The sequence below is a fragment of the Duganella rivi genome, from assembly GCF_009857435.1.
Lineage (GTDB): Bacteria > Pseudomonadota > Gammaproteobacteria > Burkholderiales > Burkholderiaceae_D > Rugamonas > Rugamonas rivi.
In genome coordinates this window covers 86,840-100,181 of the sequence record NZ_WWCK01000007.1, presented here as the reverse complement: position 1 = coordinate 100,181, position 13,342 = coordinate 86,840, and the positions used below count along the sequence as shown (strand labels likewise).

The 13,342-nt window shown below is 61.5% G+C and carries 16 protein-coding genes; 6 read left to right on the top strand and 10 right to left on the bottom strand.

Annotated elements, in window-relative coordinates; all coding sequences use genetic code 11:
* Positions 1-86: 86 nt before the first annotated feature.
* Genes GTP45_RS23365 through GTP45_RS23355 form a run of 3 tightly spaced genes read right to left on the bottom strand, consistent with a single transcriptional unit; the run spans position 87 to position 2,996 of the window.
* A complete protein-coding gene (locus tag GTP45_RS23365) occupies positions 87-1,565 on the bottom strand; it encodes an NAD(P)(+) transhydrogenase (Re/Si-specific) subunit beta (protein ID WP_161016276.1) in 1,479 nt (492 codons plus the stop codon).
* Positions 1,562-1,873, bottom strand: a complete 312-nt coding sequence (locus GTP45_RS23360; RefSeq protein ID WP_161016275.1) for an NAD(P) transhydrogenase subunit alpha part 2 — start codon at positions 1,871-1,873, stop codon at positions 1,562-1,564. The genes GTP45_RS23365 and GTP45_RS23360 overlap by 4 nt, the downstream gene beginning before the upstream one ends.
* Before the next feature lie 10 nt (positions 1,874-1,883).
* On the bottom strand, positions 1,884-2,996 hold the full coding sequence (locus tag GTP45_RS23355; RefSeq protein ID WP_161016274.1) for a Re/Si-specific NAD(P)(+) transhydrogenase subunit alpha: 1,113 nt from the start codon (positions 2,994-2,996) through the stop codon (positions 1,884-1,886).
* A gap of 199 nt (positions 2,997-3,195) precedes the next feature.
* Here GTP45_RS23355 and GTP45_RS23350 point away from each other — a divergent pair, with 199 nt between their 5' ends.
* Positions 3,196-3,693, top strand: coding sequence for an NUDIX hydrolase (locus GTP45_RS23350; RefSeq protein ID WP_161016273.1), 498 nt, complete (start codon positions 3,196-3,198; stop codon positions 3,691-3,693).
* Between the two features lie 3 nt (positions 3,694-3,696).
* The gene (gene mnmA / locus GTP45_RS23345; RefSeq protein ID WP_161016272.1) at positions 3,697-4,797 is read left to right on the top strand and encodes a tRNA 2-thiouridine(34) synthase MnmA; all 1,101 of its coding nucleotides are present in this window, start codon (positions 3,697-3,699) and stop codon (positions 4,795-4,797) included.
* Between the two features lie 65 nt (positions 4,798-4,862).
* On the opposite strand, the gene GTP45_RS23340 is transcribed toward mnmA, so the two are convergent.
* From GTP45_RS23340 to GTP45_RS23330, 3 genes are read right to left on the bottom strand one after another with little or no spacing between them, the layout of a single operon-like run.
* Positions 4,863-5,303 carry an ANTAR domain-containing response regulator gene (locus tag GTP45_RS23340; protein WP_161016271.1) on the bottom strand — a complete coding sequence of 147 codons (441 nt, stop codon included), beginning with the start codon at positions 5,301-5,303 and terminating at the stop codon, positions 4,863-4,865.
* Positions 5,304-5,319: 16 nt separating this feature from the next.
* Positions 5,320-6,093, bottom strand: coding sequence for a 5'-3' exonuclease (locus tag GTP45_RS23335; RefSeq protein WP_161016270.1), 774 nt, complete (start codon positions 6,091-6,093; stop codon positions 5,320-5,322).
* 44 nt (positions 6,094-6,137) lie between these two features.
* Complete coding sequence (locus tag GTP45_RS23330) at positions 6,138-6,809, bottom strand: glutathione S-transferase (protein ID WP_161016269.1); 672 nt, start codon at positions 6,807-6,809, stop codon at positions 6,138-6,140.
* Between the two features lie 138 nt (positions 6,810-6,947).
* Here GTP45_RS23330 and GTP45_RS23325 point away from each other — a divergent pair, with 138 nt between their 5' ends.
* Positions 6,948-8,561 carry an FMN-binding glutamate synthase family protein gene (locus tag GTP45_RS23325; RefSeq protein WP_161016268.1) on the top strand — a complete coding sequence of 538 codons (1,614 nt, stop codon included), beginning with the start codon at positions 6,948-6,950 and terminating at the stop codon, positions 8,559-8,561.
* Here GTP45_RS23325 and GTP45_RS23320 read toward each other — a convergent pair whose 3' ends face one another.
* Genes GTP45_RS23320 through GTP45_RS23310 form a run of 3 tightly spaced genes read right to left on the bottom strand, consistent with a single transcriptional unit; the run spans position 8,562 to position 11,014 of the window.
* Positions 8,562-8,837, bottom strand: coding sequence for a DUF6587 family protein (locus GTP45_RS23320; protein WP_161016267.1), 276 nt, complete (start codon positions 8,835-8,837; stop codon positions 8,562-8,564). It lies immediately after the preceding gene.
* Between the two features lies 1 nt (position 8,838).
* Positions 8,839-10,743 carry a ferrous iron transporter B gene (gene feoB / locus GTP45_RS23315; RefSeq protein ID WP_161016266.1) on the bottom strand — a complete coding sequence of 635 codons (1,905 nt, stop codon included), beginning with the start codon at positions 10,741-10,743 and terminating at the stop codon, positions 8,839-8,841.
* A 4-nt stretch (positions 10,744-10,747) separates the two neighbouring features.
* A complete protein-coding gene (locus GTP45_RS23310; protein ID WP_161016265.1) occupies positions 10,748-11,014 on the bottom strand; it encodes a FeoA family protein in 267 nt (88 codons plus the stop codon).
* Positions 11,015-11,200: 186 nt separating this feature from the next.
* On the opposite strand from GTP45_RS23310, the gene GTP45_RS23305 reads away from it, so the two are divergent.
* A complete protein-coding gene (locus GTP45_RS23305) occupies positions 11,201-11,422 on the top strand; it encodes a (2Fe-2S)-binding protein (protein WP_161016264.1) in 222 nt (73 codons plus the stop codon).
* Positions 11,423-12,127 (top strand): energy transducer TonB, encoded by a 705-nt coding sequence (locus GTP45_RS23300; protein WP_161016263.1) that lies wholly within the window; start codon positions 11,423-11,425, stop codon positions 12,125-12,127.
* On the opposite strand, the gene GTP45_RS23295 is transcribed toward GTP45_RS23300, so the two are convergent.
* Positions 12,124-12,639 (bottom strand): pyridoxamine 5'-phosphate oxidase family protein, encoded by a 516-nt coding sequence (locus GTP45_RS23295; protein ID WP_161016262.1) that lies wholly within the window; start codon positions 12,637-12,639, stop codon positions 12,124-12,126. The genes GTP45_RS23300 and GTP45_RS23295 overlap by 4 nt on opposite strands.
* Before the next feature lie 216 nt (positions 12,640-12,855).
* Between GTP45_RS23295 and bfr the strand changes: the two genes are divergently transcribed.
* Positions 12,856-13,329, top strand: a complete 474-nt coding sequence (gene bfr / locus GTP45_RS23290) for a bacterioferritin (RefSeq protein ID WP_161016261.1) — start codon at positions 12,856-12,858, stop codon at positions 13,327-13,329.
* The last annotated feature ends 13 nt before the right edge of the window (positions 13,330-13,342 follow it).

The following is a 13,342-nucleotide window of genomic DNA, read 5'->3' as shown; positions in this document are numbered from 1 at the left end:
GAAGTGGGTTGATGTAGCCATCTTAGGCTTCACCAAACCCACCATCAATCGGCTCAAAATGAATCAATCATTCACAAAAAGTGAATTTACTCCACCGCCTTGACCATATCTTCGATGACCTTCTTGGCGTCGCCGAAGACCATCATGGTGTTGGCCTGGTAGAACAGCTCATTGTCCAGGCCTGCGTAGCCGGAAGCCATCGAGCGCTTGTTGACGATGATGCTCTTGGCCTTGTACGCCTCCAGAATCGGCATGCCTGCGATCGGCGATTTCGGATCCTTGGCGGCCGGGTTAACCACGTCATTCGCGCCCAAAATCAGCACCACGTCGGTCTGCCCAAACTCGCCATTGATGTCCTCCATCTCGAACACCTGATCGTAAGGCACCTCAGCCTCCGCCAGCAGCACGTTCATGTGGCCAGGCATGCGGCCTGCCACCGGGTGGATCGCGTACTTCACGGTCACGCCCTTGTGCGTCAGCTTTTCCACCAGCTCCTTCAGCGAGTGCTGCGCGCGCGCCACAGCCAGACCGTAGCCCGGCACAATGATCACGCTCTCCGCATTCGCCATGATGAACGAGGCGTCATCGGCCGAACCGGATTTGACCGGGCGCTGTTCCTTCGCACCACCACCACCGGCATCCGAAGGCGCACCGCCAAAGCCGCCGAGAATCACGTTGAAGAACGAACGGTTCATCGCCTTGCACATGATGTACGACAGGATGGCGCCCGACGAACCCACCAGCGAGCCGGCAATGATCAGCATCGAGTTATTGAGCGAGAAGCCAATCCCCGCCGCCGCCCAGCCGGAGTAGGAGTTCAGCATCGACACCACCACCGGCATATCCGCGCCGCCGATAGGAATGATGATGAGCACGCCCAGCACAAACGCAATCGCGGTCATGATCAGGAATGGCGTCCACGCAGGCTCCGTGCCGCCAGCCACCACGAAGGTCAGGCCCAGGCCAACCATCACAATCGCCAGGATCAGATTCAGCAAGTGCTGGCCCGCGAAGCTGACCGGCGCGCCCTGGAACAGGCGGAACTTGTATTTGCCCGACAGCTTGCCGAACGCGATCACCGAACCGGAGAAAGTAATCGCACCAACAAAGGTACCGATAAACAGCTCGATGCGATTCCCGGTCGGCAGCGCTTCGCCAACCGCTGCAATGCCAAACGCGTGCGGCTCCGACACGGCCGCCACCGCGATACACACAGCGGCGAGACCAATCAGCGAGTGCATAGCCGCCACCAGTTCCGGCATCTTGGTCATCTCGACCTTCTTCGCCAGCACCGCGCCGATGCCGCCGCCGACAATCACGCCCAGCGCCACCAGCCCGAGGCCCAAGCCGCTCCCCGTGCCGGCCGCCGCTGCGGCAGCAGCTTCCGATTGCAGCTTCAGAATCAGCGCTATCGTCGTCACAAACGCAATCGCCATCCCGGTCATGCCAAACGCATTGCCTTGGCGCGCGGTCGCCGGCGACGACAATCCCTTCAGCGCTTGAATGAAGCACACCGATGCAATCAAATACAGCATCGTCACCAAGTTCATGGAGATGAAGTTCATTGCTTATCTCCCTTGGTCTTAGGTTCCTTCTTCTTGAACATCTCCAGCATGCGCTGCGTGACCAGGAAGCCGCCGAACACATTGACCGCCGCCAGCGCCACCGCCACCGTGCCGGCCACCTGCCCGACGATGCCCTCGGTCAGCGACGCCGCCAGCATGGCGCCGACAATGATGATCGCCGATACCGCGTTAGTGACCGCCATCAGCGGCGTATGCAGCGCCGGCGTAACCGTCCAGACCACGTGGTAGCCGACGTAAATGGCGAGTACAAAAATAATCAGATTAATGATGGTGTGGCTGATTTCCATGTCAGTCTCCTTATTTGCGCAGCAGTTCGCCGCCGGTGCACAGCAGCGTGGCCTTGATGATTTCATCTTCGCGGTCGATCACCAGCTTGTCTTCCTTGTCGATGATCAGCTTGAGGAAGTCCAGCACATTGCGCGCGTACAGCGCCGAGGCGTCGGCCGCCACGTGCGTGGCCAGATCCGGTTCGCCCACGATGTGCACGCCGTGCTTGACCACCGTTTTGTTCAACTCCGACAGCGGGCAGTTGCCGCCCTGCGACACCGCTAGGTCGACGATCACGGAACCGGGCTTCATGGCCTTCACGGTTTCTTCGGAAATCAGCACCGGCGCAGGACGGCCAGGGATCAGCGCGGTGGTGATGATGACGTCGGCAAGCTTGGCGCGCTCGTGCACCAATTCGGCTTGGCGGCGCATCCAGTCGGCCGGCATCGGACGCGCATAGCCGCCGACGCCCTGCGCGATTTCCTTTTCTTCATCGGTCAGATAAGGCACGTCGATGAACTTGGCGCCCAGCGACTCGACCTGCTCTTTCACCGGCGGGCGCACGTCCGACGCTTCGATCACGGCGCCGAGGCGCTTGGCGGTGGCAATCGCCTGCAAGCCGGCCACGCCGACGCCCATGATCAGGACACGCGCCGCCTTCACCGTGCCGGCCGCCGTCATCAGCATCGGCATGAAGCGCTGGTAGGTGTTGGCCGCCACCATCACCGCCTTGTAGCCGGCGATGTTGGCTTGCGACGACAACACGTCCATCGACTGCGCGCGCGTGATGCGCGGCACGGCTTCCAGCGCAAACGCCTGCAAGCCGGCTGACGCCATCGCGGCGTTGTTGTCTGTATCGAAGGGATTGAGCATGCCGATCACCACCGTCCCCGGCTTGATCTGGGCGCGCTCGTCTGCATTGGGGGCACGTACTTTGAGGATCACATCGGCGGCCCAGACCTCGCTGGCGGGCACGATTTGTGCACCAGCTGCAACATAGGCTTCGTCGGTGACGGAAGCCGCCACGCCTGCACCGGACTGCACCAGCACCTGGTGCTTGGCGGCCAGTTTCTTGACGGTCTCCGGCGTGGCCGCCACCCGGGTCTCACCCGGCCGAGTCTCGGCCGGTACGCTTATTCTCATGGTGCCTCCAAATGATTAATAAACTGACTAGAATCTATCATGGATTTTTAGACCATGATACTTAATACTTAATTGACTATAGCCACTGGTTTCATCACATCAAGTGTGACTATTTGTCATTAATTCGCTGCCAAATCTGCGGCGGCGCAAACCAAATGGCCGGAACAGGCTAAAATATCGGCTCTTTCAAGGATGACTCATGCCGCGTATCTGGAAACCCTCTGTTACTGTTGCCGCCATCGTCGAAAAAGATGGCAAGTTTTTGCTGATCGAAGAAGAAACCAGCGACGGCATCCGCATTAACCAGCCCGCCGGCCATCTCGACCCGTATGAGTCACTGCAGGATGCGGTCATCCGCGAAACACTGGAGGAAACTGCATACGACTTCACGCCGACCGCGCTGGTGGGCATGTATATGTCGCGCTACACCTCCAACCGCACCGGCGAAGAAGTGACGTACTTGCGTTTCACCTTCTGCGGCTATCCGGGCGAGAAGCATGACCGTCCGCTGGACGAAGGCATTTTGCGCACCATGTGGCTGACGCGCGACGAACTGGCCGCTTGCGCCGACCGTCACCGCAGCCCCACCGTGCTGCAATGCGTGGACGAATACCTGGCGGGCCACCGCGCGCCGCTGGAACTGATACAAACACACGCTTCCGTGTTCAAGGAAGCGCTTAGCACTGCGAATGGATAGGTAATGAGTAACGGGTCGGGCAAAAAAAGGGTCGTAATCGGCATGTCGGGCGGGGTGGACTCCTCGGTCTCGGCGTGGCTGCTCAAGGAACAAGGCTATGAAGTCATCGGCCTGTTCATGAAGAACTGGGAAGACGACGACGACTCCGAGTACTGCTCCACGCGCCAGGACTGGATCGACGCGGCCTCGGTGGCCGACGTGGTGGGCGTCGACATTGAAGCGGTCAACTTCGCCAGCGAATACAAGGACCGCGTGTTTGCCGATTTCCTGCGCGAGTACCAGGCGGGCCGTACGCCGAACCCGGATGTGCTGTGCAATGCCGAGATCAAATTCAAGGCCTTCCTTGACCACGCGATGTCGCTGGGCGCCGACTTGATCGCCACCGGCCACTACGCGCGCGTGCGCCAGCACAATGGCAAGAGCGAGCTGCTGAAAGCCGTCGACCATACCAAGGACCAGAGCTACTTCCTGCACCGCTTGAATCAGGCGCAGCTGTCGCGCACCTTGTTCCCGCTGGGAGAGATTCCGAAAACCGAAGTGCGCAAGATTGCCGAGAAGCTGAAACTGCCGAATGCGGCCAAGAAGGATTCGACCGGCATCTGCTTCATCGGCGAGCGCCCGTTCCGCGAGTTTTTGAACCGCTACCTGTCGTACAAGCCGGGCCCGATGATGACGCCGGACGGCAAGGTGGTGGGCGAGCACGTGGGCCTGTCGTTCTACACGCTGGGCCAGCGCAAGGGCATTGGCGTGGGTGGCTTGAAGGCGTACAAGAATGCTGACGGCAGCAACGACGCGTGGTATGTGGCCAAGAAGGATGTGGCCAACAACGTGCTGTACATCGTGCAGGGGCATGACCATCCGTGGCTGCTGTCGTCGACGCTGCGCGCTGATCAGGCTAGCTGGATTGCCGGCGAGGCGCCGGAGGCGCGTGCGATGGCGGCCAAGACCCGCTATCGTCAAGCCGATGTGGCGTGCGAGATCGCGCCGGAAGGCGAGTCTGACTTTGCGTTGAAATTCATGGATGCGCAGTGGGCCGTTACCCCCGGCCAGTCGGCTGTGCTGTACGACGGTGATGTTTGCCTGGGTGGCGGGATCATCTCCTGACCCGCACACCGCATGCCGGGGTCTGACCCCGTACGGGGTCAGACCCCTTGGGGCCGCCGTGCGGGTTAAGGGGCGGCTGGTCCCTCACCCTCTGCCGGCGGGGTTTCGCCGGCAGCTTTCTCCATCGCCGCGCGCTGCCGCTTCACCATCGCAATCACCACGTTACGAATCGTATTCAGCACCGTGTCGGCCTTGAACGGCTTGACGATAAAGCCGCTCACGCCCATCGCATGCGCCGATTGAATCGTGCCGGCGTCAAGTTCGCTGGACACCATGAAAACCAAGGTCTTCGGCCAATTGGTGCGGATCTCGCGCAGCGATTCGGTATCGCTTTCAATCTGCTCCTTGGCGATGCAGACGATGTGCGGCTGGTGCTTGATCAGCAGCGTCATGGCGCTGGCCGTGGTATGGGTGAGGCCCACCACATCGTAGCCGCCGTCCAGCAGCACGGTGTTGAGCAAGCCGCGGGCGACGGCGCTAGAATCGATAACGACTGCTTTTAACATCTTGCAAACCTTGTTATTAGTGGGGCCAGAGCAGCATGTTCCAGCTCACGCCAACCCGCACATCTGTTTTCAATGCTACCAGTTGTCGAGAAAGATACAGCATTTCGCGTTCTTTTCGTAGTGTTTCGCCCAGCGTGTCCTTCAGAATGCCGGCGCCAGCCATGATGGCGTCCAGAGTGCCGTATGTACGCAACAGTTTGGCGGCGGTTTTCACGCCCACCTTGGACACGCCGGGGATCGAATCGGTGACATCGCCCATCAGCGCCAGCAGGTCGGGCAGCTGCTCGGGCGGCACGCCCCACTTCTTTTCGACCCACGCGTGGTCGTGCCACTCGCCCTTGAAGTGATCCCAGACGCGGGCGCCGTTGGCGATCAGGCCGTGCAAGTCCTTGTCGGTGGTAGCGATGGTGGCCTCGCCACGGCCCTCGGCCAGCCAGCGCATCACCACCGTGCCGATCACATCGTCGGCCTCGACCTCGGGCAGCGATACCACATGCATGCCGAAGCCGCGCAGCTTGTCGTAGAACGCCGGCAGCGCATCGCGCAGCGGCGACGGCATCGGCGCGCGGCCCTCGCGGTAGCCGGCGTACAAATCATGGCGCCAGGTGCGGCCGCCGAAATCAAAGGCCGGCAGCACGTGGGTGGGGTCGTGGTCGTGCAGCAGCGTGCGGAAGGACGACAGCGCATGGCGCAGCGCGATCTCGGCCTTCTCGGGACTGTCAGGTTCTTGGCTGGCTTCGTAGACGCGGCGCACAATATTGAGGCCGTCGATGGCAAGGAGTCTACCCATGTTCAACTTCATCCGGGCTTGTTCAAGCCGCCATTCTAACCGACTTACTTCAGCAGTTCGTAGGGGCCGCCGCGTTCGAGCGCGCGCTGGAACGCCGGGCGGCTGTGGATGCGCTTGAGGAAGGCGCTCAGGTTCGGGCGCTTCTCGTCCAGCCCGCCACGCGCGGACGCCGCTTCCAGCGGGAAGCTCATCTGGATATCGGCCGCGCTGAATTCGTCGCCGGCAAACCAGCTGGACTTGCCCAGCTCGGCTTCGAGGTAATCGAGGTGGCGCTCGATCTGCGGCAGGATGTAGCTGCCCTTTACGCGCTGCGCAATACCGCGTGCGATCGGCTTGACGAAGAATGGCGCCGGGCTGGTTTCGACACGGTCAAAGATCAGTTTCATCAACAACGGCGCCATCGCCGAGCCTTCGGCGTAGTGCAGGAAGTAGGTCCAGCGGCGGCGCTCCGCCGTGCCGGCCGGCGGCACCAGGCGGCCATTGCCGTAGGTGTCGATCAGGTACTCGACAATCGCGCCCGATTCGGCCACCACAATCTCGCCATCGCTGATCACCGGCGACTTGCCCAGCGGGTGCACGGCCAGCAGTTCCGGCGGCGCCAGCATGGTCTTGGGATCACGCTGATAGCGCACGATCTCATATTCCAGGCCCAGTTCTTCCAGCAACCACAGCACCCGCTGCGAACGTGAATTGTTGAGATGGTGGACTACGATCATGGTTGGATATCCTGAAAAAGAACGGCCGTGCGCCGCAACCTCGCTAGCTTAGCACGCCTTGCACCTACCGTTTGGATGTGGATTCCGCCGGGAAACAGCAGTACACTCGACGGATCGCTAGCCGTCGCCGGAGTGTCCATGAATTTGCTGTCACCGCGTTACCTCGCCCTCAATGCCGCTGTCGTCACCCTGCTGGTTTCACTGGCGCTGGGGGCGCCGTGGGAGATTCCGGCGGTGGCCGCCGCGCTGACCATCGTCGGCATCAGCGACCTGCTGCAGACCAAGCGCGCGCTGCGCCGCAACTATCCGATCCTGGCCCACTTCCGCTTCTTCTTCGAATCGATCCGTCCCGAGATTCGCCAGTACTTCCTTGAAGACGACACCGTGGCCGAGCCGTTCTCGCGCAACCAGCGCAGCATCGTCTACCAGCGCGCCAAGCTCGACACCGACAAGCGCCCGTTCGGCACGCAGCTTGATGTCTACGCGCCAGGCTACGAATGGATCAACCACTCGATCGCACCGGCGCCGGAACAGCATCACGACTTCCGCATCGAAATCGGCAACCACCCGGATTGCCCGCGCGCGCAGCCGTACTCGGCCAGCGTGTTCAACATCTCGGCGATGAGCTTTGGCGCGCTGTCGGCCAATGCCATCCTGGCGCTCAACGGCGGCGCCAAACAGGGCGGCTTCATGCACGACACCGGCGAAGGCAGCATCAGCCCGCACCATCGCCAACACGGCGGCGACCTGGTCTGGGAAATCGGCTCCGGCTACTTCGGCTGCCGCAACGACGATGGTAGTTTCTCGGAAGCGAAGTTCGCCGCCAACGCGGCCTCGCCGCAGGTCAAAATGATCGAGCTGAAGATGTCGCAAGGCGCCAAGCCGGGCCACGGCGGCGTGCTGCCGGCGGCCAAGATCACGCCGGAGATTGCACTGACGCGCGGCGTGCCGATGGGGGTCGATTGCGTGTCGCCGTCGCGCCACTCGGCGTTCAGCACGCCGATCGAAATGCTGGAATTTATTGACCGCCTGCGCAATCTGTCGGGCGGCAAGCCGACCGGCTTCAAGCTGGCGATCGGCCACCCGTGGGAATTTTTCGGCATCGTCAAAGCCATGCTGGCGACCGGCATCGTGCCGGACTTCATCGTGGTCGATGGCGGCGAAGGCGGCACCGGCGCCGCGCCGGTGGAATTCACCGACCACGTCGGCACGCCGCTGCAAGAGGCGCTGCTGCTGGTGCATAACACGCTGGTCGGCGCCAACCTGCGCGACAAGATCAAGATCGGCGCCTCGGGCAAAATCATCACTGCGTTTGATATTGCGCGCACCTTGGCGCTGGGGGCGGACTGGTGCAATTCGGCGCGCGGCTTCATGTTCGCGCTGGGCTGCATCCAGTCGCAAAGCTGCCACACCGACCGCTGCCCGACCGGCGTCGCCACGCAAGATCCGTCGCGCCAGCGGGCGCTGGTGGTGCCGGACAAAATCCAGCGCGTGGCCAACTTCCATGAGAATACGATGAAGGCGCTGGCGCAGCTGATTGCCGCCGCCGGCATGACGCACCCATCGCAGCTGCGTCCGCGCCACCTGGTGCGGCGCATCTCGTCCAACCAGGTGAAACTGGTCTCGACGCTGTTGCCTTTCCTGGAGCCGGGCGAACTGCTCGATCCAAGCCAGCTCTCGCGCCTGCCGCCAGTCTTCGGCCATTACTGGCCGATGGCGCAGGCTGAGACCTTCGATCCTTACTGCGGTTGATTAGCGCTGCACGTGCAGCTTGATGACGCGTTTTAGCGGGGCGGAGGTATCGGACTTGGCCGGCGGTGCGCTGTCGCAGGAGCCGCAGCTGGAGCAGCCGCTGTCGTCGCCGCAGCCGGATTTGATGTTGAATAGTTTGGCCATGCGCGCTTCATCGAAGCCGCGCTTGCTCAAGCCCGCCACGATCTGACGGCGCAGCGCCGCCGGCAGGTACTTGGTGCAAAAGTGCGCCAAGGCCACCAGCACGATCAGCGCGACAATAATCTGCTGCCACATATCAGCCTCCAATCAGGGCCAGCGAAATACGGTAGGTCAGGAACGACGCAATGTACGCCAGCGCAAACATATAGCCGGCCATCAGCAGCGCGTAGCGCGTGCCGCCGGTTTCGCGGCGCACCACCGACAAGGTCGACATGCACTGCGGCGCAAACACATACCACGCCAGCAGCGACAAGGCGGTTGGCAACGTCCACGAGGCAGCGATGATCGGCTCCAGCGACTGCGCCAGTTCGTCACCGCTCTGCGACAGCGCATACACCGTGCCCAGCGCGCCCACCGCCACTTCACGCGCGGCCAGGCCCGGCACCAGCGCAATGCAAATCTGCCAGTTGAAGCCTATCGGCGCGAAGATGTATTCGAGGCCGCGGCCCAGGATGCCAGCCAGGCTGTAGTAGATCGGCGGATGCGTCGCGCCCTCCGGTGCGCCCGGGAAGGAGCTCAGGAACCACAGCAAAATCATCAGCGTCAAGATAATCGTACCGACGCGCGACAGGAAGATCTTGCAGCGCTCCCACAGGCCCAGCGCCAGGTTCTGCATGTGCGGCCAGTGGTAGGCCGGCAGTTCCAGCATCAGCGGCTGCTGCTGGTTCGCGCCCAGCGCGCGCTTGAAGAAGTACGCCACCGCCATCGCCGAGAAAATGCCGGCGAAGTACAGCGCAAACAGCACCAGCCCTTGCAGGCTCAGGAAGCCGTACACTTCGCGCTCGGGAATAAAGGCCGCGATAATCAGCGCGTACACCGGCAGGCGCGCCGAGCACGTCATCAGCGGCGCGATCATGATCGTCACCAGACGGTCGCGCGGATTTTGAATGGTACGCGCCGCCATCACGCCCGGAATCGCGCAGGCAAAGCTGGACAGCAGCGGAATGAAGGCGCGGCCCGACAAGCCGACGCCGCCCATCAGGCGGTCCAGCAGGAAGGCCGCGCGCGGCAGGTAGCCGCAATCTTCCAGCACCAGGATGAAGAAGAACAGGATCAGAATCTGCGGCAGGAACACCAGCACGCTGCCGGCGCCGCCGAGGATACCTTCCACCAGCAGGCTGCGCAGGATGCCATCCGCCATCGCGCCCTTAATCAGCTCGCCGACGCCGTCCACACCAGCCTTGATCATATCCATCGGCACGTTGGCCCAGCTGAACACGGCCTGGAAGACCAGGAACATCAGCACCGCCAGGATGATCGGGCCCAGCACCGGGTGCAGCACAATATCGTCGACCTTCTCGCTCAAGCGATCCTCGCCCGAAGCCGGGTTGCTGACCACCAGGTCGAGAATGCGGCGCACCTCGCGCTGGGTTGCTTCCACGCCGACCGCGTCGATGGCCGACAGCGCGTGCGGCTGGCTTACCGGCAGCGGCCACATCATGTCCAGCGCGCGCAGCAGCGACTTCTCGCCGCCGGCCTGCACCGCCACGGTTTCCACCACCGGCATGCCCAACTCTTGCGACAAGCGGTCAGCGTCGATGGTGATGCCGCGCTTCTTGGCCACGTCGACCATGTTCAGCGCCAGGATCATCGGCAAGCCGAGACGTTTAATTTCCAATACCAGGCGCAGGTTCAGGCGCAGATTGGTGGCGTTGACCACGCACACCACCACGTCCGGCGCCGGTTCGCCCTTGCGCAGGCCGGCCACCACGTCGCGCGTGATTTCCTCGTCCGGCGTGTGGGCCGTCAAACTATAAGCACCGGGCAAATCCAGCACGCGGAAACCGTTGCCGCCGCTGGTAGTAAATGCACCTTCTTTGCGCTCGATGGTCACGCCAGCGTAGTTCGCCACTTTCTGGCGCGCGCCGGTCAGGCGATTGAACAAGGCGGTCTTGCCGCAGTTCGGATTGCCCAGCAAGGCCATCATTGGCGTCCGGGACACGGCCGGCGCCGGCGGCGCCTGTTTTTCTACTGCACCCATTGATTTATTCCGGTTGAATCGAGACCAGCGCCGCTTCAAAGCGGCGCAACGCAAAAGTGGAGTTGCCGACCTTGATGGCCAGCGGTTCGCCGCCCGGCATGCCGCGCTTGAGCATGCGGATTTTCTCGCCCGGCACGAAGCCCAGCTCCATCAGGCGACGCGCCAAACCAACGCCGTCATCGGCACCCTGGCCGGGCGAAACGTGCACCACGGTGGCGCTAGCGCCCACCTTGAGGGTGTCCAGAGTAATGAGGGGAACAGCGTTGGTCATGAGCAAGTCCAGCCGGATTTAATACTAGCATTATAAACGGTAATGCGAATGACTTCTATTTAGCTTGCAAACCGCTGAAATTTCGGGCACTATACGATTAATGATAATGATTCGCATTAAGTAACAAGCAATCATGTCAGGAAGAACTTAAACCAGACTTATTCAGCCTAGCCAGAAGGTGCATCAATGATTGTTTGTGTGTGCAACAACATCTCCGATCGCGAAATCCGTCAAGCCATGGAATTGGGTATCACGTCGATGGAAGAGCTGCGCGGCGCCCTGGGCGTGGCGACCGTTTGCGGTCAATGCTTTTCCTGCGCGGAAGAACTCCTGACCGAACACCTGGCTGCGCAAGCCGCGGCCGAACTCAAAGAGACCGTGCTCAAGCGCCCGGTCTTCGCCAACTAAATGAACAGCATGACCTACAACCGGACGGCCTCGCTGTCCGGTGATGACGCCGGCCTGGCGCTGGAATGGCAGCGCCGCGGCCGCAAGCTGGCGCCGATGGCGGCAATCGTTGTAGGTCACGTGGTACTGTTTTATCTTGCTTACTCGGGCATGCTGCGCAGCGTGACGCATGCCATTTTGCCGCAGGTGGTCAACGTCACCTTCGTGGCCGCGCCGGAACCGCTGAAAGCGCCGCCGCCGCCGAAGATGGTGCCGCTGGTGCAGCCGAAGCAAACCTTCGTGCCGCCGCTGCCTCAGCTGAACATCGTGCAGACCGAGCCGACCATCACTTTGCCGCCGCCGCAACCGCGTCCTGCTGAGCCGACCACTGCCGTTGCGGCAGCGGTCGCGCAAGTCGCCCCGCCGGCGCCGCCGCAACCGGCCGCACCGAAAACCGTGTCGGGCGTGGAGTACATCCGCGCACCGCAGCCAACCTACCCGAGCATGTCGCGCCGCATGGGCGAGACCGGCGTGGTGACGCTGCGCGTGCTGATCGGCGAGAAGGGCACGGCCGAGCAAGTGACCGTGCAGAAGTCGTCCGGCTTCAATAATCTCGATGAGGCCGGCCGCCAGGCCGTGCTGCGCGCACTGTTTAAACCGCACGTAGAGGACGGCAAGGCCATCCCGGTCTACGCGCTGGTGCCAATCAACTTCCAGCTCGGTTAAAGATCTAACCGTCCCTCGATAGAATCGTCCATCGTCTTGCCGATCACGGCGCCGATCAGCATCTTGACGCTGGCGACGGCCTTGCCGTGCTTGGTGTCCCAATAGTAGCCATAGGTCGGCGCAAACTTGATCAGCGTGATGCGCGGATCGTCCTCGCCTTCCGTGAACCAGGTCTTCATCGTAAAGCTCCATAGCTCTTTGAGCTTGAGCGAATCGCGCGTCACGGTGGCGATGCCTTCGAGGTGCATGAATTCCGAATGCGCCGAACCTTGGAAGTACAGCGTGGCCGACGGGTCAGCCGCCAGCTCCAGGTTCTTCAAACTATCGCTGGCCGAGATGAACCAGAGATTGCCGACTTCGTCGACCTGCAAGGCTGTCATCGGCCGCGCGTCGCCGGGGCCGCCGTTGGCGTCGCTGGTGCAAAAGAAGCAGCCGGGTGTACTTTCGACGAAATCGCGGATCTTGCGCACGGCGTCTTCGCCGATTAAATCTTGGTGGTGAATAGCGTCCATGGTGTCCTCCTGAGTGAACTTGCATGGTAACGGCGCGAGCGATAACGCTCAGTGGGTTGCACCACACTGCGAATGCTAATAATTGTCATTAGCTCCAATATTTTCAGGCCGGGGATATTGGTACACTTTAGCGGCCATTCGTAGTCAATCCCTACACGTTGTCCGCTTGTTCATGGCAAAATGCCGGTATTCCTGCAACTATTTAGAAAGCCTCCCATGAAGGGCGACCAAGAAGTCATCCGCTTGCTGAACGCACAGCTGACCAACGAACTCACCGCGATCAACCAATACTTCCTGCATGCACGCATGTACAAGCACTGGGGTCTGGAAAAGATCGGCAAGAAAGAATACGAAGAATCGATCGGCGAAATGAAGCACGCCGACAAACTGATCGACCGCATCCTGATGCTGGACGGCCTGCCTAACCTGCAAGCCATGCACAAGATCATGATCGGCGAAAACACCGAAGAGATGATCAACTGCGACCTGAAACTGGAACGCGGCGCGCAGATCACCGTCAAGGAAGGCATCGCTGCCGCCGAGAAGGCCGCCGACTACGTGTCGCGCGACCTGCTGTTGATGATCCTCGAAGACACCGAAGAACACATCGACTGGCTGGAAACGCAGCTGGATCTGATCGCCAAGATCGGCATCCAGAACTACCTGCAAAGCCAGATGAACGAAGAGTAAAACGAAGAGTAAG

Bases quoted from the DNA above. Each gene is read 5' to 3' on its own strand.
- feoB (WP_161016266.1), bottom strand. From the start codon at position 10,743: ATGGGTGCAGTAGAAAAACAGGCGCCGCCGGCGCCGGCCGTGTCCCGG.
- GTP45_RS23300 (WP_161016263.1), top strand. From the start codon at position 11,423: ATGAACAGCATGACCTACAACCGGACGGCCTCGCTGTCCGGTGATGAC.
- GTP45_RS23355 (WP_161016274.1), bottom strand. From the start codon at position 2,996: ATGAGAATAAGCGTACCGGCCGAGACTCGGCCGGGTGAGACCCGGGTG.
- GTP45_RS23295 (WP_161016262.1), bottom strand. From the start codon at position 12,639: ATGGACGCTATTCACCACCAAGATTTAATCGGCGAAGACGCCGTGCGC.
- GTP45_RS23350 (WP_161016273.1), top strand. From the start codon at position 3,196: ATGCCGCGTATCTGGAAACCCTCTGTTACTGTTGCCGCCATCGTCGAA.
- GTP45_RS23310 (WP_161016265.1), bottom strand. From the start codon at position 11,014: ATGACCAACGCTGTTCCCCTCATTACTCTGGACACCCTCAAGGTGGGC.
- bfr (WP_161016261.1), top strand. From the start codon at position 12,856: ATGAAGGGCGACCAAGAAGTCATCCGCTTGCTGAACGCACAGCTGACC.
- GTP45_RS23330 (WP_161016269.1), bottom strand. From the start codon at position 6,809: ATGATCGTAGTCCACCATCTCAACAATTCACGTTCGCAGCGGGTGCTG.
- GTP45_RS23320 (WP_161016267.1), bottom strand. From the start codon at position 8,837: ATGTGGCAGCAGATTATTGTCGCGCTGATCGTGCTGGTGGCCTTGGCG.
- GTP45_RS23340 (WP_161016271.1), bottom strand. From the start codon at position 5,303: ATGTTAAAAGCAGTCGTTATCGATTCTAGCGCCGTCGCCCGCGGCTTG.
- GTP45_RS23360 (WP_161016275.1), bottom strand. From the start codon at position 1,873: ATGGAAATCAGCCACACCATCATTAATCTGATTATTTTTGTACTCGCC.
- GTP45_RS23335 (WP_161016270.1), bottom strand. From the start codon at position 6,093: ATGGGTAGACTCCTTGCCATCGACGGCCTCAATATTGTGCGCCGCGTC.
- GTP45_RS23305 (WP_161016264.1), top strand. From the start codon at position 11,201: ATGATTGTTTGTGTGTGCAACAACATCTCCGATCGCGAAATCCGTCAA.
- mnmA (WP_161016272.1), top strand. From the start codon at position 3,697: ATGAGTAACGGGTCGGGCAAAAAAAGGGTCGTAATCGGCATGTCGGGC.
- GTP45_RS23365 (WP_161016276.1), bottom strand. From the start codon at position 1,565: ATGAACTTCATCTCCATGAACTTGGTGACGATGCTGTATTTGATTGCA.
- GTP45_RS23325 (WP_161016268.1), top strand. From the start codon at position 6,948: ATGAATTTGCTGTCACCGCGTTACCTCGCCCTCAATGCCGCTGTCGTC.